This window comes from Clostridium peptidivorans, from assembly GCF_900205925.1.
GTDB classification, from domain to species: Bacteria; Bacillota; Clostridia; order Clostridiales; family Clostridiaceae; genus Clostridium_AK; species Clostridium_AK peptidivorans.
In genome coordinates this window covers 213,565-239,563 of the sequence record NZ_OAOD01000002.1, presented here as the reverse complement: position 1 = coordinate 239,563, position 25,999 = coordinate 213,565, and the positions used below count along the sequence as shown (strand labels likewise).

Genomic DNA, 25,999 nt, shown 5'->3' with positions numbered 1-25,999 from the left:
ATCACATATAGAAGAGAAGGTTTGCAAAATGCAGGCTTTCTTTTTTAATTTAATTAGTTTAATAGAAGCTATTAATAAATAATAGACATTTGCTGATTTTATGGATTTATATATTGTCTATAGGATAAAATATAATAAAGATATATAGAAGACTTATAAGGATTAATTTAAAAAAATTTAATATACCTATGGAGGGGAATATTGTGATAATTAAGGTAAAGGATGATGGTTTTAAGCAAGAAGTTTTAAATTCTAACATACCAACAATAGTTAAATTTTATGCAGATTGGTGCCCATACTGTAGAAAATTTGCACCAGTATTTGATCAAGTATCTACAGAATATGAAGGCAGGGTTAAATTTATAGAGATGGACGTGGATTCAAGTCCAGAAGCTCCTAAAGAATATAAGGTTAATACTATTCCAACAGTTATAATTTTTAAGGATGGGAAAAAAATTAATGAATATGTAAATCCTCAAACTGAGGAAATTTTAAAAAACTTTTTAAATGAAAACTTATAAAATGACTTAGAAATAAGGTGCTATGTACTAGGAGTGTAAGAAGTTTTGATAAGCAAAATTTCTGTATTCCTAATTCCTAGCACCTTATGTTTATGGCTAATTAGCAACAGCTGCTAGATTTTTTAATCACAAAGCTGCTTCCTAGTTTTACTATTTCAGTAGGGCCAACAATACGAGCAAGTTTTTCTTCTATGACAAACTTGACACCATCTTTTTCTATAAGTATATCATTTTGTTGTTGTTCATCCAGAACAACATCTAGATTAGGGCCTCCTCAGCCAAAGCCAGCCATATTAACTCTTACTGCACTTTTATTTGAAACATTTAAGGCTTCTTTTAAATCTGTTAACACTTCTGGTTTAACTACAACGTTAAACCTAGGCGGTTCTTTGTGTCCTTTAAATAAAGAAAATAAACCCATCTTAATTTCAACCTCCTTTATATTGGTTATACTATTATGATACCAAAAAACACATAAAAATAGACAAGTAAATTTTATATAACATAATTAAAAAAATTAAAGTTTGTTTTTATAATAAACTTAGGTTTTGATTTAAGGAAATATCAGTTATGTTAATTTTAAGTATACATACTAGAATGTACTTTAAGGAATAATAATAAAACAAAGTTTATTAACAAAATATAAGAATGATATATAAAGTAATAAATTATTGAAAATGAAAGCTTACAATTGTTAATCTAGAAAGGTGAGTGATTTAGCGTGTTTACTGGTGTGGTTAAATGGTTTAATAATGATAAAGGATATGGATTTATATCAGGAAATGATGGAAGAGACGTATTTGTACATCATATGCAAATAAAAGAAAAAGGCCATGACAAGGACTTACACGAAGGTGAAGAAGTAATGTTTGATGTGGTAGAAAAGGAAAAGGGACCAGCAGCAATTAATGTGCAAAAAATTGAATAAATAATCTTAAATAAAACTTCGTAAATTTTACGAAGTTTTTTTAGAAATTAGATAAGTTTATAAACAAGTACATCTTAATTCATTTAACAATATCAGAGTTAAATGAATATCATAGTAGTATATACGTTACATTATTTACTTAAATTACTTTAAATTATCTTGTAGAAGCTTCATTTTATTTTATGCTTTAAGGGTTAAAAGCGTTACACTGTGGGAAAATAATATTGACAAGGAGAATATAAAAATATATGATAATAATTAATAATGAAAATCATTATCAATTATAAAGGAGTAGACATTATGTGTAAAAGAGATGAAGTGGAATATATTAAAACCTTTAATAAAGAGGATTTACTATACGTTACCATAAGTTATCATATTGCTCCAAGTATATTAGAAAATAAACCTTCCACAATGTTGACTTTTAGCAAAGATGACAGAGACTTATATAAGCTTTGGAAAAATTATGGAAATAAATATATTAAACTTATGGATATAGAAGCCTTTGAATTAGCAGAAGATGATAAGAAGTGTACGGTACTTTTTTATGAAAAGCAAAAACTTGAAAAGATTATTTTTAATAATGAAAATATGCAGTTTTTAAGAAGCTTTGGATATAATAACTGCTTAGATTTAACTAAGTGTTTAAATCATCTAAAGGACAGATTTAAGGTGTGTTGCCCTCATGAAATGGGAATATTTTTAGGAATTCCATTAAAAGATGTTCAGGTGTTTATTTGTGGAGAAAAAAAAGATTGCTTATTATGTGGCTATTGGAAGGTATATTATAATGAAAAAGAAGCAAGAGATACATTTATTGCTTATGATAAAGCAAAAGAAAAGGTCATAGATTTTATAAAAGCTTACGATAAGATGGATGTTGAAAAATTTAAGATGTTTATGGAACTTCAAAGAAAGAATTTATTATTTATACATTAATATATGGTATAATAAATAATCTATATAAGAAAAAGACAACGAAAGGGGGAGATAAAAATGAATCCAATAGCGGTTAATATTTTTGGATTGGATGTAATGTGGTATGGGATATTCATTGCTACAGGTATACTTATTGGAGTTATATTTTCACAGTATACCTGTAAGTTAAAAGGTATAGATTACGAAAAGATGCAAGATATAATATTTATAGCACTTCCTTTTGCTATTATTGGAGCGAGACTCTATTATGTATTGTTTAATTTACAAGATTATAATACTTTTTTTGAAGTTATTAACATACGAGAAGGAGGGCTTGCAATACATGGAGGAGTAATAGGTGGATTTTTAGCTGCATTGATTTATACTAAAAAGAAAAATCTAAGCTTTATAAAATATGCAGATGCAGCAGTACCATGGTTAATACTTGCTCAAGCCTTAGGAAGATGGGGAAACTTCTTTAATGGGGAAGCTCACGGGGGAAAAGTAACTTATGAGTTTATAAGCAAATTTCCTCAGTTTATTCAAAAGGGAATGTTTATAGAAGGAAGTTATTATCATCCTACATTTTTATATGAATCACTATGGGATTTAATGTTATTCTTTATTTTAATATATTTACTTAAAAGAAAAAGTAAGGATGGAGTAGTTTTAGCTACATACATAGGCATGTATTCTTTAGGAAGATTTTTTATTGAGGGACTTAGAACAGATAGTTTAATGTTTGGACCTATAAGAATTGCTCAACTTGTAAGTCTTTTAGGAATACTTGCTTCAATTGTAATTTTAGTAATTATAAAAAATAAAAAGGATTAATAAAAGGAAATTGCATTGCAATTTCCTTTTAGTGTACTATTCCTTCTTTTTTCATATAATCTTCTAGCTTTTTTCCAGAGCTTTGAAGAAAATCACTATATTTATCATCAAATTTTAATTGAGCTTCAGCTATCTTTTGAACATCTTCTCTTTGAAGGGATTTATCACTTAACTTTGTTGTCATATCTTGCAAGGTATTTTGTTCTGTGGAACTTAAGGAATTTAAGTCAGTAATAATATACCAAAATCCATCTCTATTTATCAAATTTAAAAATTCAAAATCTAGCTTTTCTTCTTTAATATTACTCATAGAAGTTTTAAAAGAACAAAGAGCTACGGCAAGATTATCTTTTTTATCAATTTCATGTATGATGTTTAAAGATATTTTTTTTATATCGTAAGCCTTAAATTTTGCATTTAACAATTTAATATTTGTAGTATCAGAAGGATATATGGATGATTTGAACTCTTCTGAGTTCGTATTTAGTTGATACATATAGTAATTTTTAATTGCTTCTTCAGGAGTAGTATTTTTAGCAACCGCCATTGATTCTTTAGGTTTTTCCTCCATGGTATCAGTGCTTCCTGATTTTGTACTGCAGCCTGAAAGCATAAGTATGCACACTGCTGAAATAATACATATACTTAAAAATTTTTTCATTTAAACACCGCCTTTAAAATGCCCAATTCCCATTTCTAAATACAGGTATTTCTCTGTCATCATAAGTTACGCCTGTAATTTCTAAATCAGCTGTTCCTATCATGAAATCATCATGTACTAAAGAAATATTAACTCCAGCCTTTTCTAATTCTTCTTCACTCATATGGTCACTATTTTTTATGCATACAGGGTAAGCCTTTCCTATAGCTAAGTGGCAAGAGGCATTTTCATCATATAATGTATTGAAAAATACTATATTAGAATTTGAAATAGGTGAATCATGTGGAACTAACGCAACTTCACCTAAATAATGAGAACCTTCATCTGTTTCTATAAGATGTTTTAAAGAATCATATCCTTTTTCAGCTTTAAAATCTACTATTTTTCCATCCTTAAAAGTAAGAGAAAAGTTTTCAACTAAATTCCCATTACAATTTAATGGCTTTGAGCTTACAACAATACCATTTACTCCTGTTTTTAATGGAAGAGTAAATACTTCTTCTGTAGGCATATTTGCTATAAATTCTATACCATCTTGAGTTTTATCAGCTCCACCAAGCCATAAATGACCTTTTGGAAGTTCTATTTTTAGGTCTGTTCCTATAGAATTTTTGTAATATAAGTATTTAAAATTATAATCATTTAATATTTTCATATTTTTTTCTAAGGTGTTTTTATGTTCTTCCCAAGCAGCTACAGGATCTTCTTTATCAACCTTTACAATTTTAAATATGGAATTCCACATTTTTTCTATGGCTTCTTCAGTTGAAACGCCTGGGAAAACCTTTTTTGACCAAGCTTCGGTAGGAACAGATACTATAGACCAAGTATTTTTATTACTCATAAGCCTATCGCTATATTCTTTTAATGCGCTGCGTCTAGATTTTTGGAATCTTGCTATTCTTTCAGGGTTTACATCTTTCATAACTTCAGGATCAGATGCAGATATACTTAAAAAGGCAGCACCCTCTCTTGCATATGAGGTATAAAATTCCTTTTGCCATTCAGGCACAACATCAAAAATCTCTTCAGGAGCTTTCATATATCTTATTTTAGAGGAAATCTCATCATTCCAATTGATAACTACGTCTTTGGCTCCTTCTTCAAAAGCTGTTTCACTAATCATTCTTGCAAAATGTGCACATTCAATAGGAGAATTTAAGATTAATGTTTGGCCTTTTTGAATGTTTACTCCAACTTTTACAGCTAAGGCAGCATATTTCTTAAGTATTTCATTGTTTTCCATTTATAGACTCCTTTCATGCATGATTTATAGAAATTTATAATTTCGTTATAAATCAGCACATCTCAATTAATTGAGATGTTTTCTTAATAATAACAAATATATTTCTTATTATAATACCACAATTTAGAAAAATGCGTGCGATTTTCTTAAAAACTGTACTTAAATTTACAATTTTTAAATACTTTAGTAGTATAGAAAGTTAAAAGAGGGGAAGGAGATGGACGACAGAGAAGATAAAGTTAAGAATAAAGGTGATTATGGAATTTATGAGCTTAAGCAGTATTTAGAAAAATATATAAAAGCTTTAAAAAATAAATTAATTCGCATGGATTATGAAATAGAGGGAAAAAAAACAGAACTTATAAAAATATTAAAAGAACAAAAATCATTAAAAAAGAATTTATCTAAAGTTAAAATACATCCTTTAAAGAAAAATTCAATAATAGATGCAAAGACTGAAAATATAAATAATTACACAAAGCTATGGAGTATTGATTATATCGAAAAAAATCATAAAAAGTGTAAAAAATGTGAGGAAGATCTTTATTTAGATATAGTATGGCTTGGATTGTTTAAAAATAAATATGAACAAAGCATTTCAGCATTTATAGAGTGTCCTGTTTTATATTGTACAAAATGCAAACTTCATTATATAAATAGTACATTTAAAAAAGAAATTGAAAAAAGAATAGGGGAAAAGATTATAAAAATAGGAACTCCAAAGGAAAATGAATTTAAATCTAAGGTTGATGTAGATATAGAAAGAAAGTTTTATAAAGCAAATGAAGACAAAGATAATTTAACAAAGGACAATACTTATTTTGATAGCTTGAATAAAAAGAGTGAACTATATAAATTGGGATATAATGTATCTAAATTAAATAAAGAAGAAAGAAAGCAAATACTCTTGTACAAGGCCATTCCAGAGCTTGGTATTGACCATATATTAGGTCTTTTAAATTATCTTGTAGAGCTGAGAAAAAATAATGAAAGATATGTTAAAGCCGTAGCAGCATGGAAATGTGATATAGAAATGTTAGAAAAGCATAAAAGGGGAGAAGAAATAAATGGCTCATGATAGTAAAAAAGTATATGAGTCTATGGATAGGCTTTTAAACGACATGAAAGATATATTAGATATTATACTAAAAGAAGTAATGAGAAAAAAAAAGCACTTAGAATATTTAGAAAAAAGAATAGAGGTAGAAAATAATAATAATTTACAGTTGAAAAAAGTATTGGATTATTATAATGATGTTAGTAGTAATAATAATGTTAGTAGTAATAATAATGAAAAATGAAATGTACTAATTATTAACGAAAGAGGAAAAAGTCATGAAAGAAGTTAGAGTTATCACTGAAAAAAGCTATTGTACCAAGAAATGAGTAAAATTTGGCTTTATTCACTACATTTATTAGCGTTATAAATAATCTCTTTTCTCGTATATTAAAAGGAAGCTTTTAATATATTAGGTATATGAAATAATAATTAATATGGAGGGAAGAGTAAAAAATAAATGGATAAGGAAAGTATGATAATTCATCTAGAAAACTTAATAAGGCTATTGCATGAGAAAAAGTCAAAGGGAAGTAAAATTAAGCATCTTAAGTCTCAGGGTAAAGATGTCATGGAGGCAGCCATAGCAATATCTACTGTTATGTTTGTAGTAGCTTTCTTTGGGCATAGAAATTCCAATGTTTATATACAAATAGTAAAATTTATATTTAATAAGGAATTGTCAGAAATATATATATATAATTTTTCCACTATGCTTATGTATATGGGAGCTGTTATACTTGTTTCAGGAATTTTATATAAACAATTATTTAAAAGAATAAATTTAGATAGATTAAAAAGCTTAAAAAGAGATATCAAGGATATTGAAAGTGAACTCGATAATAATAGCATATATAATTTACTAAAGGATACAGAATTTATTGATATAGAAGTACTTAAATATTTTAAAAAAAATTTGATATCAGGGCGAATGGATACTTTAAAAGAATGTATGAACATATATAAAAGTGATAAGTATATGGAAGCTTTAACAAATAATCATTAATCTCTAATCTCCAATTTATAGTCTCTAGTGGTGATTGAATTACCTAATAGGGATTAATGATTGGAGATTATTCTTTTGTTTTAAGGAAATTTTATTATATAATCTTAATGGGGTGATTTTTTGAAAAGTAAATGGATGCTTAAGTGCACTGGTTTTAATGTAAAATCTTTAGCACAAGAAATAGGAATAAATGAAACCATAGTAAATGTGCTAATAAATAGAGGAATAAAAACTTCAATGGATATAAAGAAATTTGTAGATGCATCTTTAAAAGATTTATATAATCCGTTTTTTATGATAGATATGGATAAAGGTGTAGATATAATAAAAGAAGCAATAGATATGGGAAGAAAAATAGCAATATATGGAGATTATGATGCTGACGGAGTTACAAGTACCGTAATACTATATAAAGCGCTAAAAAGACTAGGAGGAAATTTTATATATCACATACCAGATAGAGAAGCTGAAGGATATGGAATGAATTTAGAGAGAATAAAGCTTCTAAAGGAAGAAGGCGTAGAGGTAATTTTAAGTTGTGATAATGGAATATCTGCCATAGATCAAATAGCTTATGCAAAGGAGCTTGGAATGAAGGTGGTTGTAACAGATCATCATGAATTAACTTTTAAGGAAGAAAATGAGGAAAGAAAATACATACTTCCAAGTGCTGATGCGGTGATAAATCCTAAGAGATTGGATTGTACGTATCCTTTTGAATTGTTATGTGGAGCAGGAATAGCATTTAAGTTTGTACAGGCGCTTTATTCAGTATTTAACATTCCAGAAAATGAAACTTTGGAATTTTTAGAGTATGCAGCAATAGGAACCATATGTGACGTGGTGGATTTAGTAGATGAAAACAGAATTATTGCTAAGAATGGATTAAAACTTATAAGAAATACAAAAAATATAGGACTAAATGCAATAATAAAAGAAACCACAATAAATAAGGAGGATATTAATTCTTATCATATAGGTTTTATAATAGGACCATGTATAAATGCTACAGGTAGGCTTGAAACAGCAAAGCTTTCAGTGGAACTCCTTTTAGCAGAAGATGAAGAATTAGCAAAGGATTTAGCAATAAAGCTTCATAAACTTAATATGGAAAGGCAAGAAATGACTATTAAAAGTGTTGAGGAAATAGAAAGTATTGTGGAAAACTCATCACTAAAAAATGATAAGGTACTAGTGATATATAAGGAAAATGTACATGAGAGCATAGCAGGAATTGCAGCAGGAAGAATAAGAGAAAAGTATAATTTACCTACTATAATACTTACTAAAGGTAAGGAAATGCCAAAGGGATCAGGAAGATCTATAGAAAACTATAATATGTTTGAGGAACTTTTAAAATGTAAGGACCTTTTAGATAAATTCGGAGGACACCCGATGGCGGCAGGGTTGTCATTAAAAGAAGAAAATATAGAACTTTTAAGAAGAAGATTAAATGAAAACTGTGCTCTTACAAAAGAGGATTTAATTCCTAAAATATCTATAGATAGAAAAATGAAGCTCAGTGAAGTATGTGTTTCGTTAATAAAAGAACTTAATGTTTTAGAGCCCTTTGGAAAAGGAAATGCTTCTCCAGTGTTTGCAGAAAGAAATGTAGGCATATATAAGATAAATTTTATAGGAAAAGATAAAAATACTTTAAAGTTCTCCTTGAAAATTGATGGAAGTTATAATAAAATTGATGCGTTGTGTTTCGGAAAGGGAGATGAATTTAAAGAGTATTTAAAACAATACTTTGGTGATGATTATTTAGATATTATAAATAATCCTAAAAATTTAAAGATGGATTTTATATTTTATCCAAACTTAAATGACTATAATGGATATATAACTCCGCAATTAAGAATAGTTGATTATAGAATCAATGGTAAATAAATCAGATTAAAAGGTAAATTAGATAAGATATTTTAGAAAATTTAACCGGTTTACTAAAAAATACAAAAAGCTAGAAGGAAATTGAGAATTTTAATAGAATAATAAAGTAGTAATTTATCTAACTAAATTGGGGGATAGTATATGGAAAGCAGGTTTGATGGACTCCCTTTTGGAGTTGTAATACTAGATAGGGAAACCCTAGACGTAAAATATAAAAATAGTGTTATAGAGAGCATAATAAAACAACGTGAAGATATTTCAGAAGGTGAACTTAATATAATAGATATGCCACTAGCAATATTAAAAATAATAAATGCATGTGCAGATGATGGAGAAGAGAGATACATACCAGAATTTGAAGTGTTTCCAGGAAGCTTTTTTAATATAACAGTAAGTACTTATAAAGATATGGTACAATTATTTTTATATCAAATAAAAAAGCCTGTATTTAATACGAAACAAAAAGTTTTAAATAAGTGTGAGTTAACAACAACTATTTTAGAATCTATTCCTTATGTAGTATATATAACAGATAAATCTGGAGAAATAAATTATTTAAATAAGGCTGCTTATCAATTTTTTGGAAATGAAACTTCAACTTATATTAAAAATGCATTTGAGTTTATAAAATATTATAATATTAAAAATGAACAGGATAATGACTTAAAAATAGTAGAATTTCCACCATATATAACTCTTGCAGAAGGAAGAAAAGTTGAAAATAAGGTAATAAAATACTTTAACCAAGGAAAAACTGAATACTCATCCATATCTTCATATCCTATATTTGACAAAGATGAGGTTGTAGGTTCAATTGTAATATGTGAAATTATAACTGAAAGATATTTACAGGAACTAAGACAGGAAGAAGAAAAAAATAAGTATTTAGAGGTTTCAACTGAACTCAAAACCAAGTGTGATATTATAGAGACATTGAGAAATAGAGAAAAAGATCATCTTCGTCATTTAAGAGATGTGATAAACAATATATCGGAAGGTATAGTGGTTATAGATAGAGAAGATAGAATTACTTTATGTAGCAGTTCTGTATATGAAATAACAGGGCTTAGGCATATAGAACTTATGGATTTTAAAAATATAATAAGAAAATATGATATATCTATAGAAGAAAACAAGGGTAGAACTATAGAGTGGTTTTATAATGAGTTTTATAAAAATAGACTTCCTATAAAGGATTTGATGTTAAAACTTACTGAAAAGTCTACCCAAAATATAAAATATATAGAATTAAATACAAGCCCAATACTCAAAACCAATAGGGAACTTTTACATACCGTTGTAACTTTAACTGATGTAACAGAAAAAAGGATTAATCAAATAATAGCAGAAGAGCAGGCACTATTTGTAGAAAATGTAGTAAGTACATTAGATGTGCCTATTGCAGTACTGGATTATCCTGAATGTAAGTACAAGCTCTTAAATAAAAAATATGAGGAACTTGTAAGCTTAATTGCAAAAAGAGAAATTAATGCATCTATGATGATTAATAAAAGCATATATAATGTATTTAAAGAAAGTACGGTTATAGGAAGTTTAAGTAAAATAGCAGAGAGTGGAGAGGCGCAGATATTTCCGCCGTTATGTGTTAAAGATTATCAGGGAAGAGAGAAATACTATAAGGCAAAAGTTTCTCCTTATAAAGGTAAGAATGGAAATACAACCATATATATACACGTGCTGGATGTAACAGAAGAAATAAATCATAATATTCAGTTAGAAAAGGTAAATAAATTAAAGGATGAATTTTTCAATATAATTTCTCATGAACTTAGAACTCCTTTAACTATGATATATGGCTCATTACAACTTGCTTATGATGTATACAATGGAGAAGTTACTCCTAATATAGATAAAACATTAACTAGGATAAGAGAAAATTCTAGCAGACTTTTGAAGCTCACTAATAATATGATGGATATTTCAAAGGCCGATGCAGGACTTTTAACTTTGAACAATGTGAATTTTGATGTAGTTATGCATAGTGAAAATGTAGTAAATTCATGTTTATACTATGCTCAAAGAAAAGGAATAAATATAATATTTGATACAAATGAAGAAGAATGTAGTGTACTGATAGATAAAGAAAAATTTGAGAGAATTCTTTTAAATCTTTTATCTAATGCTATAAAATATACTGCTGAAAATAAACATATATATGTAAATCTTGAAGTGGAAGAAGAATTTTTTGTTTTAAAAGTTAAGGATGAAGGTGTTGGAATCCCAGCGGATAAAATAAGCATAATATTTGATAGGTATTCTCAAGTAAATAGCTCATTGTCTAGAAGAGCAGAGGGAACAGGGCTTGGACTTGCAGTAGTTAAAAAGTTTGTGGAAGCAATGAATGCATCTATTAAAGTAATCAGTGAGGAAAGAAAAGGATCTGAATTTGCAGTAAAGTTTAAAAGATATTCAAATGGAAAGAGTAGCTGTGCTCAATATGTAAACTTATCTGATAATTTTGATGATATACTAAATATTGAAATGTCAGATGTGTATTAAAATAAAGAAAAAAGGAGTTTGCCAAAGTGCAAACTCCTTTTCTTTATTTATAGATTTCTTTCATATTCTTCTACCATTTTTTTAACCATTGCTCCACCAACGGAACCACATTCTCTTGAAGTAAGGTTTCCATTGTAATCGGAGAACTGCACTCCTAGTTCCCTAGCAGTTTCCATCTTAAATCTGTTTAAAGCTTCTTTAGCTTCTGGAACAGCTACTCTATTTCCTCTACTTGCCATAAGTCTCTACCTCCTTAAATATAGAATACATATATAGTACTTCTAGTAAGGTTAAATCTAAGCCTTATAGATTGCTAATAGTGTATTTTATCCTAAGGTGTCAACTTTTGTTTAATGTCTTATGGTATTATAGATTTCTTTCGTAAGCTTCTACCATTTTCTTAACCATATAACCACCAACAGAACCATTTTCTCTAGAAGTAAGGTTTCCGTTGTAGCCTTCTGTTAAGTTAACACCTAACTCTCTAGCAGTTTCCATTTTGAATCTATTTAAACCTTCTTTAGCTTCTGGGACTACTACTCTATTTCCTCTGCTTGCCATAATTTTCTACCTCCTCGAATATAAGTTGTAGGGCTATCTATAAGATATTACTCTTATAGATAATCCATAAACTATATTGCACCTATATTTTAATAGTTATTATTATAAGTTTCTTTCATAAGCTTCTACCATTTTCTTAACCATATAACCACCAACAGAACCATTTTCTCTAGAAGTAAGGTTTCCGTTGTAGCCTTCTGTTAAGTTAACACCTAATTCTCTAGCAGTTTCCATCTTGAATTGGTTTAATCTTTCCTTAGCTTCTGGAACTACTACTCTATTTCCTCTACTTGCCATAACCTTTCACCTCCTTAGAATAAATTTTCGAATGGCGGCATCTCCTAAGACTAATTTTCTTACAAGATACCAAATATTATATATATTATATTTTAGTTATGTCCTTATAAATTTCTTTCGTACTGTTCTACCATCTTTTTAACCATGTATCCACCAACTGAACCATTTTCTCTGGAAGTAAGGTTTCCATTGTAACCTTCTGTTAAGTTAACACCTAATTCTCTAGCAGTTTCCATCTTGAATTGGTTTAATCTTTCTTTAGCTTCTGGAACTACTAATCTGTTACTTCTGTTTGCCATTTTTATTACCTCCTTTTACTTTTGTAATATTATCTTATCCAGCTTACAAATAATTATATTAGTGAGTTGAAGGTAAGATAAACACTTTGTACATATATTGTTAAAAAATTCTTTTTATAATATAGAAACATAGACAAGAGCATGGGAATAATATAAAATTATAGAGAAATTATTCTAAAAGAAGGTGTAGACGTGGCAAAGAAGAAGATAATTTTAACTGGCGGAGGAACAGCAGGACATGTAACTCCAAATGTAGCTTTAATACCTAAATTAAAGATGATTGGATATGAAATTCAATATATAGGAAGTAAAGATGGTATAGAAAAAAGCATAATAGAAAAGGAAGGAATAAAGTATCACAGTATATCTAGTGGAAAGCTTAGAAGATATTTTGATTTTAAAAATTTTTCTGATCCATTTAAAGTTCTAAAAGGAGTAGCAGATGCTTTTAATATAATGAGAAAAGAAAAACCAGATATAGTTTTTTCTAAGGGAGGATTTGTAGCAGTACCAGTGGTTATAGGAGCATATTTTAATAAAATACCAGTTATAGCTCATGAATCAGATATTACTCCGGGCCTTGCAAATAAGATTTCAACTCCTTACTTAACAAAAATATGCGTTACATTTCCAGAATCACTTAAATATATCAAAGGAGAAAAAGGTGTACTTACAGGAACACCTATAAGAGAGGAACTTTTTAAAGGCAGTCGTGAAAAAGCTATTGAAATATGTGGTTTTAAGGATAATAAACCTATAATACTTATAATAGGGGGAAGTCTAGGTTCCAAGTTTATAAATGATAATGTAAGAAACATATTGAATATACTTTTAAAAAAATTTAATGTTATTCATATATGTGGTAATGGAAATTTAGATAAATCTCTTGAGGGTAAAGAAGGTTATAGGCAATATGAGTATGTAAAAGAAGAGCTTTCTCATTTTTTAAATTCTGCAAATATAGTTATCTCAAGGGCTGGAGCCAATGTTATATTTGAGCTTTTAGCACTTAAAAAGCCTAATATATTGATTCCTCTTTCTAAAAAATCTAGTAGAGGAGATCAAATATTAAATGCTAAATCCTTTGAAAAAAGTGGATACAGTATTGTATTAGAAGAAGAAAATACTAGTAAGGAAAATCTTTTAGATAAAATTAATTACTTGTATGAAAATAAAGATATATATATAGAAAATATGAAAAATAGCCCTGTACAAGATGGAATTGAAAATATAGTTTCACTTATAGATAAATATTGCAAGAAGAGAAGTTAATAGAAAATGTGACATTTTTAATGGTGAATATTCCGTATGGGATTTATATATAAGAAAGCGTTCATTTCGCTAAAAACGGCTAATATTTATAAATCTAAAATATCTAAGCCTTCTAAACTCGCCTCAGCTCAGACAATAGAAGGCTCTTAACGATATTTCAGATTTATAAATAAAACCGTTTTAAAGCTCATTCAATGCTTTCTACGATATAAATCCCATACTGCATTCATCATTAAAAATGTCTTTATTTCAGGTTTACCAAATAAAAATCTTTTAAGGCGACAGCCAGACAAGTTATAAGAACTTACAATAAATAAGTAGAAAGTTAGATAAATAATATTTTTAATGTTGAACATAAGTATGAGATTTGCATTGTAGAAAGCATTGAACAAGCAACTAGAAGCTCTTTATTTCTGACTTTAAACCACCGTTAAAAATTTTCTACTGTCTGAGCGACAGCGAGTTTAGAAAATTTAGGTGATTTAAAGTCAGAAATATTAGAGCTTCTTTGCGCAGTGAACTGCTTTCCTAAATGCAAATCTCATACGACGCGTTCAACATTAAAAATGTCGCATTATTTCTAAAAGGTAATAAAATTTAAAATTAATGACAAAATAAAATAGCTAGATTTTTATTAATAAAATTATAAAAAGTAAAAGGAGGTTTCATTAATGAAAAAGGTAGCTGTAATATATTGGAGTTATAGTGGAAATGTAGAGGTGCTTGCTAATAATATAGCAAAAGGAGCTGAAGAAGCTGGTGGAGAGGTTTTAATAAAACATGTAGATTATGCAAAAGTAGAGGATGTATTAGAAGCAGATGTAGTGGCATTTGGAAGTCCATCCATGGATAATAACAGAGTAGAACAAGAGGAAATGGAACCATTTATAGAGGAATTTAAATTACTTCCAGTAAATAAAAAGCCTGTTGTATTATTTGGATCTTATGGATGGGATAATGGAGAATTCTTAAATAGCTGGGAAGCACAGATGAAGGATTATGATTTTAATGTAATAGAAAAATTTGCAGTAAAAGAAACACCATCAGAAGAAGAAATTCAAAAGGCAGTAGAACTTGGGAAAAAGATAGCACAATAAAAGAAATCTATACATTTTAAGATAATGTTGATTTCGAAGTTCTTGAGTTATAGAAACATCTCAGCTAATGAGATGTTTCTATTTTTGTTTGCTTAATGATTTTCCAAATATCTTCAAATTAAACTTAATACCTTAATTTTTTGCTAAAAACTACTACATAAAAAAATTTTTTGTGCTATAATATCACTTGTAAGTATTTTGTTAAAAAATAAACATACATTAAAAAAATAGAAAAATGAGTTAAAACGGAAAAAAAGCATATTTAAGAACAAATTTTTGCATTAATATGCCACTAAGAAGGTTTACATATCTATATTTTTGTTGTATATTAAATAAAGTAGATACCTTACATGCTTTATAGAAATTTATAATTTAGCTATAAAATAGCGTATCTCAATTAATTGGGATATTTTTTTAAGAAGTTATTCTTAGAAATGTAAAGCATTAATTTTGTTTAAAAAGTTTTGTGGAATATTCTACAAAATTTTAATTTAATTATATATACTTTAAAATTATATAGAAAGAAGGGAATTTTTAATGAGAAGAATGAAGACTATGGATGGTAATACCGCTGCTGGATATATATCCTACGCGTTCACTGACGTTGCAGCAATTTACCCAATCACTCCTTCATCCCCAATGGCAGAACATGTTGATGAATGGGCTGCTCAAGGAAAGAAAAATATTTTTGGACAAACTGTAAAACTTATGGAGATGCAATCAGAAGCTGGTGCTGCTGGTGCGGTTCACGGTTCATTACAGTCTGGTGCATTAACTACTACATATACTGCATCACAAGGTCTTTTACTTATGATACCTAATATGTATAAAATTGCTGGTGAATTATTACCAAGCGTATTCCATGTTAGTGCAAGAGCTCTTGCAACTCATGCTTTAAACATATTTGGAGATCACGCTGACGTTATGGCAGCAAGACAGACAGGATTTGCAATGCTTGCTGAAAGCAGTGTTCAGGAAGTTATGGACTTAGCAGCAGTTGCTCATCTTGCAACAATAAAGACTAGTGTTCCTTTCATGAGTTTCTTTGATGGATTCAGAACTTCTCATGAAGTTCAGAAGATAGAAGTATTAGAATATGATGAGTTAGCTAAATTAGTTGACATGGATGCTGTTAAAGCTTTCAGATCAAAAGCTTTAAACCCAAATCATCCAGTAACTAGAGGTACAGCTCAGAATCCAGACGTATACTTCCAAGGAAAAGAAGCTTCAAACAAATTCTACAACACAATTCCTCAAGTTGTTGAAGGATACATGAATGAAATCAACAAATTAACAGGAAGAGATTACAAACTATTCAACTACTACGGAGCTGAAGATGCTGAGAGAGTAATAGTTGCTATGGGTTCAGTATGTGACTGTATAGAAGAAACAATAGACTACTTAATGGCTCAAGGAGAAAAAGTAGGTCTTGTTAAAGTTCATCTTTACAGACCATTCTCAGTAGAACACTTAATGGCTGTTATGCCAAAGAGCGTTAAGAAGATATCTGTTCTTGACAGAACTAAGGAACCAGGATCAATTGGCGAACCTTTATACTTAGATATTAAAGCTGCATTCTATACAAATGAAACAGTAAAGCCAGTTATCGTTGGTGGAAGATATGGTCTTGGATCAAAAGATACATTACCAGGACACATGATTTCCGTATTCGAAAACTTAAAATTAGATGCACCTAAGGATTTATTCACAGTAGGTATAGTTGATGACGTTACTAACACATCATTAGATATGGGACCAGACGTTGATACTACACCAGTAGGAACTACAGCTTGTAAGTTCTGGGGTCTTGGATCAGACGGTACTGTTGGAGCAAACAAGAGTGCTATAAAGATCATAGGAGATCACACAGACATGTATGCACAAGGATACTTTGCATATGACTCTAAGAAATCCGGTGGTATAACTGTATCTCACTTAAGATTTGGTAAGAAGGCAATAAAGAGTCCTTACTTAATAAATAAAGCAGATTTCGTTGCTTGTCATAATCAAGCATACGTTCATAAATATAATGTTCTTGACGGATTAAAGAAAAATGGAACATTCTTATTAAACTGCATATGGTCAGATGAAGAGCTAAATGCTCAATTACCAGCTTTCATGAAGAATTTCATAGCTAACAACAACATTAAATTATACACAATTAATGCTGTTAAAATTGGCCAGGAAATCGGATTAGGCGCAAGAATCAACATGATCATGCAGTCTGCTTTCTTCAAATTAGCTAACATAATTCCAGTTGAAGATGCAGTTAAATACTTAAAAGACGCAGTTGTAAGCTCTTATGGTAAGAAGGGTGAAAAAGTTGTTAACATGAACAACGCTGCTATCGATTTAGGTGTTGAATCAATTCATGAAGTTGCAGTTCCAGCATCATGGAAGACTACAACTGAAGGATTTGTAGAAGAAGAAAAAGCAAAACCAGATTTCATAAAGAATATCGTTGATGTTATGAACAGACAAGAAGGAGACAAGCTTCCTGTTTCAGCATTCAATGGATATGAAGATGGTACTTTCCCAAATGGAACAGCTGCATACGAAAAAAGAGGTATAGCAGTTAACGTACCAGAATGGCAAGCAGATAAATGTATACAGTGTAACCAGTGTTCATACGTTTGTCCTCACGCTGTAATTAGACCATTCTTATTAAATGAAGAAGAAGCTAAGAACGCTCCTGCAGGATTCACTATGGTTGCTGCTAAAGGTGGCGCTACATTCAAGGGATTAACTTATGCAATGGGTATAACTCCACTTGACTGTACAGGATGTGGAAACTGTGCTGACGTATGTCCAGCTCCAGGAAAGGCTCTTATCATGAAGCCAGCTGGAACACAGTTAAAAGAACAAAGCAATTGGGAATATGCATTAACAGTATCTAAGAAAGAAAACCCAATGAACAAAATGAACGTTAAGGGAAGTCAGTTTGAACAGCCATTACTAGAGTTCAACGGAGCATGTGCAGGTTGCGGAGAAGCAGCTTATGCTAAGCTTATAACTCAGTTATTTGGTGACAGAATGATGATTGCTAACGCTACAGGATGTACATCAATTTGGGGAGGATCTGCTCCTGCAACTCCATACACAATCAACGAAAAAGGTCAGGGTCCAGCATGGGCTAACTCCTTATTCGAAGATAATGCTGAGTTTGGTTTAGGTATGTCTCTTGGAGTTCAACAGTTAAGAGAAAGATTAGCTACTAAAGCAGAAGCAGCTATAAACGGAAACGTAAGTGAAGAATTAAAGGCAGCTTTACAGGCATGGGTAGATACTAAAGATAACGGTGAAGCTTCAAGAGAAGCTACTAACAAGTTATTACCATTACTTGAAGCAGCTAAAGATTCAAACGAAGATGTAAAAGATATGTACGAAAACAAAGACTTCTTAGTAAAACAGTCTCAGTGGATATTTGGTGGAGACGGATGGGCTTATGACATCGGATACGGTGGATTAGACCACGTACTTGCTACTGGAGAAGACGTAAATGTATTTGTATATGATACAGAAGTTTACTCAAACACTGGTGGACAGTCTTCAAAATCTACTCCAACTGCAGCTATCGCTAAGTTTGCAGCTTCAGGTAAGAAGACAAGAAAGAAAGATCTTGGAATGATGGCAATGAGCTACGGATACGTATACGTTGCACAAATAGCTATGGGTGCTGATAAAAATCAGACATTAAAAGCTATCCAAGAAGCAGAAGCTTACAACGGACCATCATTAATAATGGCTTATGCTCCATGTATTAACCAGGGATTAAAAGCTGGTATGGGTGCTAGCCAAGCTGAACAGAAGAAAGCTGTTGAATGTGGTTACTGGCAGATGTACAGATTCAACCCAGAACTTAAAGAACAGGGTAAGAATCCATTTGTACTTGACTCCAAAGAACCAGATTGGACTAAGTTCCAAGATTTCTTAATGGGCGAAGTTAGATACGCTTCATTAAAGAAAGCATTCCCAGAAGTAGCAGATAAATTATATGCTAAGACTGAAACAGATGCTAAAGATAGATATGATGGATACAAGAGATTAGCTAACTACGAATTCTAATCAAAGCTTATATAAAGAAGGGAAGACCGAGTAATCGGGCTTCTCTTTTTTTATTATATATAAAGGTTCACTTTTTACAGTGTTAAGAATTAAACTTCGGAAGAGATTGAAGCAATTAATAATAAAATGGGAAAATAGAGCATTTTACACATTAGAAAAGATACATAAATTAACAAAAAAATATTATTAAGATATAGAATATCATTTAAAAAAAAGCAAATACTATTATTGTAACTTCCTCAAATATATCTCAAATAACTTTCTTTGATAACACACAGGAAGTAAAAAAGGAGATGGTTAGCTTGGGCTTTAAGAATATGATGAAGATGAGAAACACGAAGATGAAAAAAGGTAACCCTATGAATGGCATGACAAATGGCATGGAAAAGGGAGTAAAAAAACTAGTGGATAACATCAAAAAAATATTCTAAGAAGTTACAAAGGACAGGGGATAAACTCCTCTGTCTATTAATTTGTATTAATAATTATGCCAATATGATAAAAAATAATATTATTTTTAAGAAAATGATTGTTTTTAGCTGATTTTTTAAAGAAAATTTAAAAAAACTCTTTTAAAATTACTAAATAAAGGTTAGAATTATAGCATAACTAAAAAGGAGGTGACAATCTGGTTATATTTATATGACCAGAGAGTAAATATGGATAAAGAAAAAGAAGTTGGATGCGGATGTGGATGCGGAAGCGACCATGAAAAGGAACATGAAGGATGCGGATGTGGATGTGGCGATGATCACGGCCATGAAGCTTTAATGGTAGATCTAGAAGATGAAAACGGCAACACTGTTGCTTGTGAAGTTGTAGATGGATTTGAGTATAAAGATAATGAATATGCATTAGTACAAAATCCAGAAGATGGTTCAGTATATCTTTTCAAGATCGTTGGAGAAGGAGAAGAGGGAGAACTAGTTATACCAGAAGACGAAGAATTTGATGAAGTATCAGCTTATTATCAATCACTTTGTGATGAACAAGAAAAATAATTTACTTAAAAAGAACCGTTGATACGGTTCTTTTTGTTAACCTTTAACCTTTAACCTTTGCATTTAAAAGAAGGAGGCTTTACTTTGGACAACAAGAAAACTGAAACTGCAATAGACATTAATAATAATGAGGAAAAGGTTCGTCTTGCAATATTTGATGTGGATTACACTTTAACTAAGAAAGAAACCTTGATAGAATTTTATAAATTTATGTTAAGTAAAAACCCAAAACTTATAAGATTTTTACCTAAAGTATTAATAACAGGTATACTTTATGCCTTTAAGATATATGACGCACATGCTTCTAAGGAAAGTTTTATAAAATTTATTGATGGTATAAAAGAAGAAGAAATGAAAGTCTTAGTGAAACAGTTTTATGAAGAAAAATTAAGTAAGATACTTTATATAGATGCCATAAATACAATGAGAAATTTAAAAGAAAAAGGATGCAAAATATATTTGATTTCTGCATCTGCAGAATTTTACTTAAATGAGTTGTATAATATAGACATAGTAGATAAGATAATAGGAACTCGATTTACTTGTAAAGATGGTATTTATGGAAGAAAAATAGAAGGAAAAAACTGCAAGGGTGAAGAAAAAGTAATAAGATTAATGCAAGTATTAAAGGAAGAAAACCTGAATGTGGACTTTAAGAATTCTTATATGTACTCAGATTCATTGTCAGACCTTCCATTGTTTAAATTAGTCGGAAACCCTTATCTAATAAACTATAGGAAAAATCATGAAAGTATTGAAAAACTCACTTGGAGGTGAAAACTTATGTATGCATATGGTAAGTTTTTTTTAAAGGATGATGAAAAGGTTACCACGGAAGAGTTTAAAGAAGAATATATTAAATATGGAAAAAGTCTTTACGAAGTAATAAAAGTTCAAGAAAGCACTCTATTATTTCTAGAAAAGCATTTACAAAGACTTCATAATTCAGGAAAGCTCACAGGCCTTGAAATATTTTTAAATGATGAAATTATAACTAAAAGACTTAAAGAACTTATATCTATAAATAAAGTAGAAGAAGGAAGTATAAAATTTGTATTGAATTTTGATGAAAAGTTATTTGTAGCTTATTTTGAACAGGCTAATTTTCCAAAGGAACATCAATATAAAGAAGGAGTAAAAACTGATTTATTTTATAAGGAAAGAATAAACCCAAATGCAAAGGTTTTAAATTTATCTTTTAGAGAAGAAGTAGATAAATTTATAAAAGAAAAGCATATATATGAGGCGATACTAGTGGATAAAGATGGCTATATAACTGAAGGGAGCAAATCAAATGTATTTTTGGTAAAGGGTGAGAAGTTATATACAACACCTATAGCGGGAGTACTTCCAGGGATAACTAGAAGTACAATAATGGATATATGCAGTGAAAATAATATAAATATCATAGAGGAGAGTATAAAGGCGGAGGAGTTAAATTCTATAAAAGGAGCATTTTTATCTAGTACTCCATTTGATGTTCTTCCTATAAATGAAATAGGAAATAATAAGCTTAATTCAGCTGAAAATGCAATCGTAAAATATATTATGGAGTGTTACAATAACAAGATTTTGAGATATATTGATAAAAATAAATAAAGATTGAGATAATAATGACGATAACTATAGAAAAGAGCTGAGCTATAGTGTGATGTGGTATAAGTTATTTTAAATACATTTAAATAATAACTTAAATAGGGGGAATTTTGTATGGAAACAATAACAGATATAGCCACAAAAACAAATACAGCTATGGATATAAACGGTAGTGTAATGATTAAGGATGGAAAAATAACGGTTAAAAACCCCAATGGAAATGATAAAGCAGCGTGTCTTATAATAGATAATTCCATTAAGGTAAAAATAAATGGTGAACTAGCACATGGTAGGGTTGAAGTGTATGAAGATAGTGTAATAGATATGGAATTAGAAGATGACAATCTTCCTGAAAGACATTTAAGTATATTTATGCCTGCGGATAAAATGCAGGCTTATATAAGTATAGCTTATGAGCCAAAGCTTATTTATAAATTAAAAGATGTAGAAGAGGGAAATAGCGCTACCTTACAAAAAACTATAAAAGATAAAATTATGCCTATAAAATACACAGCAAAAGAAATTAAAGAAGAGTTATCCAAAAAAGGTATTAATTGTGATATAATAGAGGAAAAAATAGCAAAATATGTAGAAGAAGGTTGCGTGGAAGTTTTAATAGCAGAAGGGGTTTGCCCTGCAGATGAAGAAGACGATTATATGGAATATAAGTTTTCTGTAAGTGATGATCAGATAAACTTTCAAAAAGATAAAAATGGCAATGTTGATTTTAAAAGTATAGGTAATATAAAGTCAGTAGAAAAGGGGTCTGTAATAGCTATAAAACATTTTGGAAAGCCAGGACATGATGGAAAAGATGTAATGGGTAAGGTTAAAAAGCATAAGACAGGAAAAAAGATAAAAATTAAATTAGGAAATGGGTGTACCATTAAGGATAATAATGTAATTATAGCTACTATAGAAGGAAAGCCCTGTGTAAAAGGCGGCATAATATATGTATATTCTATACATGAAATTAAATCGGATGTAGATTTAAAAACCGGAGATGTCAAGTTTACAGGAGATATAGACATATTTGGTAGTGTAAAAGAGGGCATGAAGGTAGAGGCAGGGAATTCTGTAACTATTCATAAAGACGTCTATAGAGCATCTATTATTGCTAAAGGAAATATAGAAATTGGTGGAAATGCAGTATCTAGTACAATCTTTGCTGGTGGAGTAAATGTAGACAAGCTTCAATATGTAAAAACTTTAAATGCGCTTAAATCTATGTTGATTGATATTATAAATAGCATAGGAGAAATAAAGAAATTTAATATTTTAGGTAATGGGAGAAAAGATGGCGAAATATTAAAAGCACTTATTGAAACTAAGTTTAAAAATTTAAATAAAGTTTGCCTTAATATTATTAGTCATATAAAAATTACAGGAGATATGAAAGGGCAAGAAGAACTTATTCCGCTTATGAAACATAAATTAATGGGATTAGCGCCTGTAAATGTGAAACATTATTCAGAGTTAGATGTAATTATAAAATGTATAGAGAGTATAATAAGTGGAATAGATGGTTCATTTATACTTCCAGTGAATATTAAACTCGCATATTTACAAGATTCTCGTATAAAGAGTACAGGAGATGTAATAATTACTGGAAAGGGTCAGTATGTTTCAGATATAATTGCAAATGGAAGTATATACTTTATAGGACAAAAAGCTGTTTCAAGAGGGGGAACATTAAAAGCCCAAAATGAAATAAAATGCAAAGTTGTAGGCAGTGAAGGTGGAGTTAAGACTACACTTATGGTAGAACGTCATGGAAGTATATGGTGTGATATAGCATATACAAACACAGTATGTGTAATAGGAAATAGAGAAGTTTTAATAAATGCACCAAGTAAAGATGTTCATGCATATTTAGATGATAAGGGAGAGTTAATTGTTGATAAATTGATGTTATAGGAGGACTATAATGGATAATAAGGAATTAAAAATTCTTATATTTAGTGTAGGTAGTAATTATTATGCTACAGATATAATGGAAATTGAAAGGATTTTAGGATATGAGGAGCCTACAAAGCTTCCAGACTCACCTGAGTTTTTAAAAGGAGTAATGAATTATGAAGGAAATATTTTACCTGTAATATCCTTAAATAAAAAATTTGGAATAGAAAGTAAAGAAAAATCAGCAGATACTAAAATAATAGTTGCAAAACAGGATAATTATAAAACAGGTATAATAGTTGACTTGGTGTTAGAAGTGAAGGATGTAAAAAAGGAAAATATAGAAGATGCTCCTGAAATAGTTGGAGGAATCTCAAAAAGATATATTAAGGGTCTTATAAAGATAGACAAAAAAATAATAATATTTTTAAATCTAGGAGCAATACTTACAGAGGATGAAAAACGTCAGATGCATGATTTGTAGAAATCTATGATTTCGTTATAAATCAGCACATCTCAATCCATTGAGATGTTTCATGCATGATTTATAGAAATTTATAATTTCGTTATAAATCAGCACATCTCAATTCATTGAGATGTTTCATGCATGATTTATAGAAATTTATAATTTCGTTATAAATCAGCACATCTCAATTCATTGAGATGTTTCATACATATGTAATTTATATAAATTATTAATGATGTTATAAATATTTAACAAGTTTTTATGAAAGGTGCATGCTATGGAAGTAATAGAATATAAGGTTGGAATTGCAGATATGGATGCGGCCTTGTCCCCTCACAAGATAATAACAGTAGGGCTTGGTTCATGCATAGGTATAGCTATGTATGATAAAGTAAATAATGTAGGGGGACTTCTGCACATAATGCTTCCAGATAGTACTCAATTTAATAATGTATCAAATCCGCTTAAATTTGCAGATTTAGGAATACCTCTTTTAGTAGAAAAAATGCAAAAAATAGGGGCAGTTAAAAGAAATTTAAAAGCTAAAATAGCAGGAGGAGCTTCCATGTTTAGCTTTTCTGATAAAAGTATGAATATGGATATAGGTGGAAGAAACAGCATTGCAGTAAAAAATATATTAAAGGAATTATCCATACCTATTTTGGCAGAAGATACTGGAGGAAATAAGGGCAGAACTATGATACTTGACTTAAAAACTGGAACAGTACAAATTAAAACAGTAGGTATTGGAATAAAAGAAATTTAATGGAGCTGATATACCGTGAGAAAAGTTAAAGTTTTAGTAGTAGACGATTCTGCACTGATGAGAAAAATTATCTCTGATATGATAAATTCTGAAAAAAATATGGAAGTTGTGGGAATTGCAAGAAATGGTCAGGATTTTTTGAAAAAACTTGAAGATATAAAACCAAATGTAGTAACATTAGATGTAGAAATGCCAATAATGAATGGTATTGAGGCGTTAAAAGAATTAAAAAGAAGAAATATAAATATTCCTGTAATAGTTTTAAGTAGTATTTCTAAGGAATGTTCAGAACTTACCATGGAATGCTTGGAAAATGGAGCTTTTGATTTTATAGCCAAGCCTTCTGGATCTATTTCATTAGATATAGACAAGGTTGAAAATGAGCTCATAAGTAAAATAAATTTAGCATATGAAAAGTGTCAAGATGGATGTAGTTTTGAAGAAATAAGAAGTATATCAAAGGAACTGTCAATAGAACTGAATGAAGAGAATAAAACTATCCCTAAAAAGGCATTTACAAACAAAGTAGCAGCGTTAGTTATTGGAACTTCTACGGGAGGGCCAAAGGCACTTCATGAAGTGGTATCAAATTTGCCTGATGATTTAGGAATTCCTGTATTTGTGGTTCAGCATATGCCAGCTACCTTTACTAAAGCATTTGCTGAAAGGTTAAATACCAAATGTAAAATTACAGTTGTTGAGGCTTATGATGGTCAAGTAGTTTTAAATAATGTAGTATATATAGCGCCAGGTGGTTTTCATATGGAAGTAGGAAAGGATAAAAAAATACACTTAAATAAAGAACCTACAATTTGGGGAGTTAGACCAGCAGTAGATAAACTTTTTAAATCTGCAGCAGTTGTATATAAGGAAAAATTATTAAGTGTAGTACTTACTGGTATGGGAAAAGATGGAGCAGAAGGTACTATAGAAGTTAAAAAAAATGGAGGAATAACCATATCGGAAGATAAATCTACAAGTATAATATATGGTATGCCAAAGGCAGCATTTGAAACAGGTATGGTGGATATGGTTTTAAGGTTAGATAAAGTAGCTTCCGAAATAGTTAAATTAGTTAAGAGGAATGGGAGGTAAA

Annotated in this window: 27 protein-coding genes; 20 read left to right on the top strand and 7 right to left on the bottom strand. The window is 29.8% G+C overall.

Features of this window, described 5'->3' with window-relative positions; genetic code table 11:
• Positions 1 to 203: 203 nt before the first annotated feature.
• On the top strand, positions 204 to 521 hold the full coding sequence (locus CRN98_RS02950) for a thioredoxin family protein (RefSeq protein ID WP_179631884.1): 318 nt from the start codon (positions 204 to 206) through the stop codon (positions 519 to 521).
• Between the two features lie 274 nt (positions 522 to 795).
• Here CRN98_RS02950 and CRN98_RS17610 read toward each other — a convergent pair whose 3' ends face one another.
• Positions 796 to 942, bottom strand: a complete 147-nt coding sequence (locus CRN98_RS17610) for a hypothetical protein (protein WP_179631883.1) — start codon at positions 940 to 942, stop codon at positions 796 to 798.
• Positions 943 to 1,242: 300 nt separating this feature from the next.
• Here CRN98_RS17610 and CRN98_RS02945 point away from each other — a divergent pair, with 300 nt between their 5' ends.
• The 3 genes from CRN98_RS02945 (at position 1,243) to lgt (ending at position 3,201) form a co-directional block, all read left to right on the top strand.
• Positions 1,243 to 1,449, top strand: coding sequence for a cold-shock protein (locus CRN98_RS02945; protein WP_097025931.1), 207 nt, complete (start codon positions 1,243 to 1,245; stop codon positions 1,447 to 1,449).
• Positions 1,450 to 1,749: 300 nt separating this feature from the next.
• On the top strand, positions 1,750 to 2,388 hold the full coding sequence (locus CRN98_RS02940) for a DUF3793 family protein (protein ID WP_179631882.1): 639 nt from the start codon (positions 1,750 to 1,752) through the stop codon (positions 2,386 to 2,388).
• Between the two features lie 57 nt (positions 2,389 to 2,445).
• Positions 2,446 to 3,201, top strand: coding sequence for a prolipoprotein diacylglyceryl transferase (gene lgt, locus CRN98_RS02935; RefSeq protein WP_097025929.1), 756 nt, complete (start codon positions 2,446 to 2,448; stop codon positions 3,199 to 3,201).
• A 28-nt stretch (positions 3,202 to 3,229) separates the two neighbouring features.
• Here lgt and CRN98_RS02930 read toward each other — a convergent pair whose 3' ends face one another.
• Both CRN98_RS02930 and CRN98_RS02925 read right to left on the bottom strand, forming a co-directional pair.
• Complete coding sequence (locus tag CRN98_RS02930) at positions 3,230 to 3,862, bottom strand: hypothetical protein (protein ID WP_097025928.1); 633 nt, start codon at positions 3,860 to 3,862, stop codon at positions 3,230 to 3,232.
• Between the two features lie 13 nt (positions 3,863 to 3,875).
• Positions 3,876 to 5,108 carry an aminopeptidase gene (locus tag CRN98_RS02925; protein ID WP_097025927.1) on the bottom strand — a complete coding sequence of 411 codons (1,233 nt, stop codon included), beginning with the start codon at positions 5,106 to 5,108 and terminating at the stop codon, positions 3,876 to 3,878.
• A 217-nt stretch (positions 5,109 to 5,325) separates the two neighbouring features.
• On the opposite strand from CRN98_RS02925, the gene CRN98_RS02920 reads away from it, so the two are divergent.
• From CRN98_RS02920 to CRN98_RS02900, 5 genes are all read left to right on the top strand, one after another.
• Positions 5,326 to 6,186, top strand: coding sequence for a hypothetical protein (locus tag CRN98_RS02920; RefSeq protein ID WP_097025926.1), 861 nt, complete (start codon positions 5,326 to 5,328; stop codon positions 6,184 to 6,186).
• A complete protein-coding gene (locus tag CRN98_RS02915; RefSeq protein WP_097025925.1) occupies positions 6,176 to 6,409 on the top strand; it encodes a hypothetical protein in 234 nt (77 codons plus the stop codon). Before CRN98_RS02920 ends, CRN98_RS02915 begins: the two co-directional genes overlap by 11 nt.
• A 216-nt stretch (positions 6,410 to 6,625) precedes the next feature.
• A complete protein-coding gene (locus CRN98_RS02910) occupies positions 6,626 to 7,171 on the top strand; it encodes a hypothetical protein (protein WP_097025924.1) in 546 nt (181 codons plus the stop codon).
• 120 nt (positions 7,172 to 7,291) lie between these two features.
• A complete protein-coding gene (gene recJ, locus CRN98_RS02905) occupies positions 7,292 to 9,064 on the top strand; it encodes a single-stranded-DNA-specific exonuclease RecJ (protein WP_097025923.1) in 1,773 nt (590 codons plus the stop codon).
• 141 nt (positions 9,065 to 9,205) lie between these two features.
• Positions 9,206 to 11,584, top strand: a complete 2,379-nt coding sequence (locus tag CRN98_RS02900) for a PAS domain-containing sensor histidine kinase (RefSeq protein WP_179631881.1) — start codon at positions 9,206 to 9,208, stop codon at positions 11,582 to 11,584.
• Positions 11,585 to 11,631: 47 nt separating this feature from the next.
• Here CRN98_RS02900 and CRN98_RS02895 read toward each other — a convergent pair whose 3' ends face one another.
• The 4 genes from CRN98_RS02895 to CRN98_RS02880 form a co-directional block, all read right to left on the bottom strand.
• Positions 11,632 to 11,823, bottom strand: a complete 192-nt coding sequence (locus CRN98_RS02895) for an alpha/beta-type small acid-soluble spore protein (RefSeq protein WP_097025922.1) — start codon at positions 11,821 to 11,823, stop codon at positions 11,632 to 11,634.
• A 127-nt stretch (positions 11,824 to 11,950) separates the two neighbouring features.
• On the bottom strand, positions 11,951 to 12,145 hold the full coding sequence (locus tag CRN98_RS02890; RefSeq protein WP_035310723.1) for an alpha/beta-type small acid-soluble spore protein: 195 nt from the start codon (positions 12,143 to 12,145) through the stop codon (positions 11,951 to 11,953).
• A gap of 102 nt (positions 12,146 to 12,247) precedes the next feature.
• Positions 12,248 to 12,442 (bottom strand): alpha/beta-type small acid-soluble spore protein, encoded by a 195-nt coding sequence (locus tag CRN98_RS02885; RefSeq protein WP_097025921.1) that lies wholly within the window; start codon positions 12,440 to 12,442, stop codon positions 12,248 to 12,250.
• A 104-nt stretch (positions 12,443 to 12,546) separates the two neighbouring features.
• Complete coding sequence (locus tag CRN98_RS02880; protein ID WP_097025920.1) at positions 12,547 to 12,741, bottom strand: alpha/beta-type small acid-soluble spore protein; 195 nt, start codon at positions 12,739 to 12,741, stop codon at positions 12,547 to 12,549.
• 192 nt (positions 12,742 to 12,933) lie between these two features.
• Here CRN98_RS02880 and CRN98_RS02875 point away from each other — a divergent pair, with 192 nt between their 5' ends.
• The 11 genes from CRN98_RS02875 to CRN98_RS02830 all read left to right on the top strand — a co-directional run bounded on the left by CRN98_RS02875 (position 12,934) and on the right by CRN98_RS02830 (position 25,998).
• On the top strand, positions 12,934 to 14,013 hold the full coding sequence (locus CRN98_RS02875; RefSeq protein WP_097025919.1) for an undecaprenyldiphospho-muramoylpentapeptide beta-N-acetylglucosaminyltransferase: 1,080 nt from the start codon (positions 12,934 to 12,936) through the stop codon (positions 14,011 to 14,013).
• A gap of 671 nt (positions 14,014 to 14,684) precedes the next feature.
• Positions 14,685 to 15,110 (top strand): flavodoxin, encoded by a 426-nt coding sequence (locus CRN98_RS02870; protein ID WP_097025918.1) that lies wholly within the window; start codon positions 14,685 to 14,687, stop codon positions 15,108 to 15,110.
• A gap of 537 nt (positions 15,111 to 15,647) precedes the next feature.
• Entirely contained in the window at positions 15,648 to 19,175 is a 3,528-nt protein-coding gene (nifJ, locus tag CRN98_RS02865) for a pyruvate:ferredoxin (flavodoxin) oxidoreductase (RefSeq protein ID WP_097025917.1), read from the top strand.
• Between the two features lie 302 nt (positions 19,176 to 19,477).
• Positions 19,478 to 19,606, top strand: a complete 129-nt coding sequence (locus CRN98_RS18015) for a hypothetical protein (protein ID WP_278335396.1) — start codon at positions 19,478 to 19,480, stop codon at positions 19,604 to 19,606.
• 228 nt (positions 19,607 to 19,834) lie between these two features.
• Positions 19,835 to 20,176: a DUF1292 domain-containing protein gene (locus tag CRN98_RS02860; RefSeq protein WP_097025916.1), complete on the top strand. Its 342-nt coding sequence runs from the start codon at positions 19,835 to 19,837 to the stop codon at positions 20,174 to 20,176.
• A gap of 84 nt (positions 20,177 to 20,260) precedes the next feature.
• A complete protein-coding gene (locus tag CRN98_RS02855; protein WP_242960792.1) occupies positions 20,261 to 20,953 on the top strand; it encodes an HAD-IB family hydrolase in 693 nt (230 codons plus the stop codon).
• A 6-nt stretch (positions 20,954 to 20,959) separates the two neighbouring features.
• Positions 20,960 to 21,775 (top strand): aminotransferase class IV, encoded by an 816-nt coding sequence (locus CRN98_RS02850; RefSeq protein ID WP_097025915.1) that lies wholly within the window; start codon positions 20,960 to 20,962, stop codon positions 21,773 to 21,775.
• 111 nt (positions 21,776 to 21,886) lie between these two features.
• Entirely contained in the window at positions 21,887 to 23,689 is a 1,803-nt protein-coding gene (locus CRN98_RS02845; protein ID WP_097025914.1) for a DUF342 domain-containing protein, read from the top strand.
• A 10-nt stretch (positions 23,690 to 23,699) separates the two neighbouring features.
• The gene (locus tag CRN98_RS02840) at positions 23,700 to 24,155 is read left to right on the top strand and encodes a chemotaxis protein CheW (RefSeq protein ID WP_097025913.1); all 456 of its coding nucleotides are present in this window, start codon (positions 23,700 to 23,702) and stop codon (positions 24,153 to 24,155) included.
• Positions 24,156 to 24,414: 259 nt separating this feature from the next.
• Positions 24,415 to 24,903, top strand: coding sequence for a chemotaxis protein CheD (locus tag CRN98_RS02835; RefSeq protein WP_097025912.1), 489 nt, complete (start codon positions 24,415 to 24,417; stop codon positions 24,901 to 24,903).
• Positions 24,904 to 24,918: 15 nt separating this feature from the next.
• A complete protein-coding gene (locus CRN98_RS02830) occupies positions 24,919 to 25,998 on the top strand; it encodes a protein-glutamate methylesterase/protein-glutamine glutaminase (protein WP_097025911.1) in 1,080 nt (359 codons plus the stop codon).
• Position 25,999: the final 1 nt, after the last annotated feature.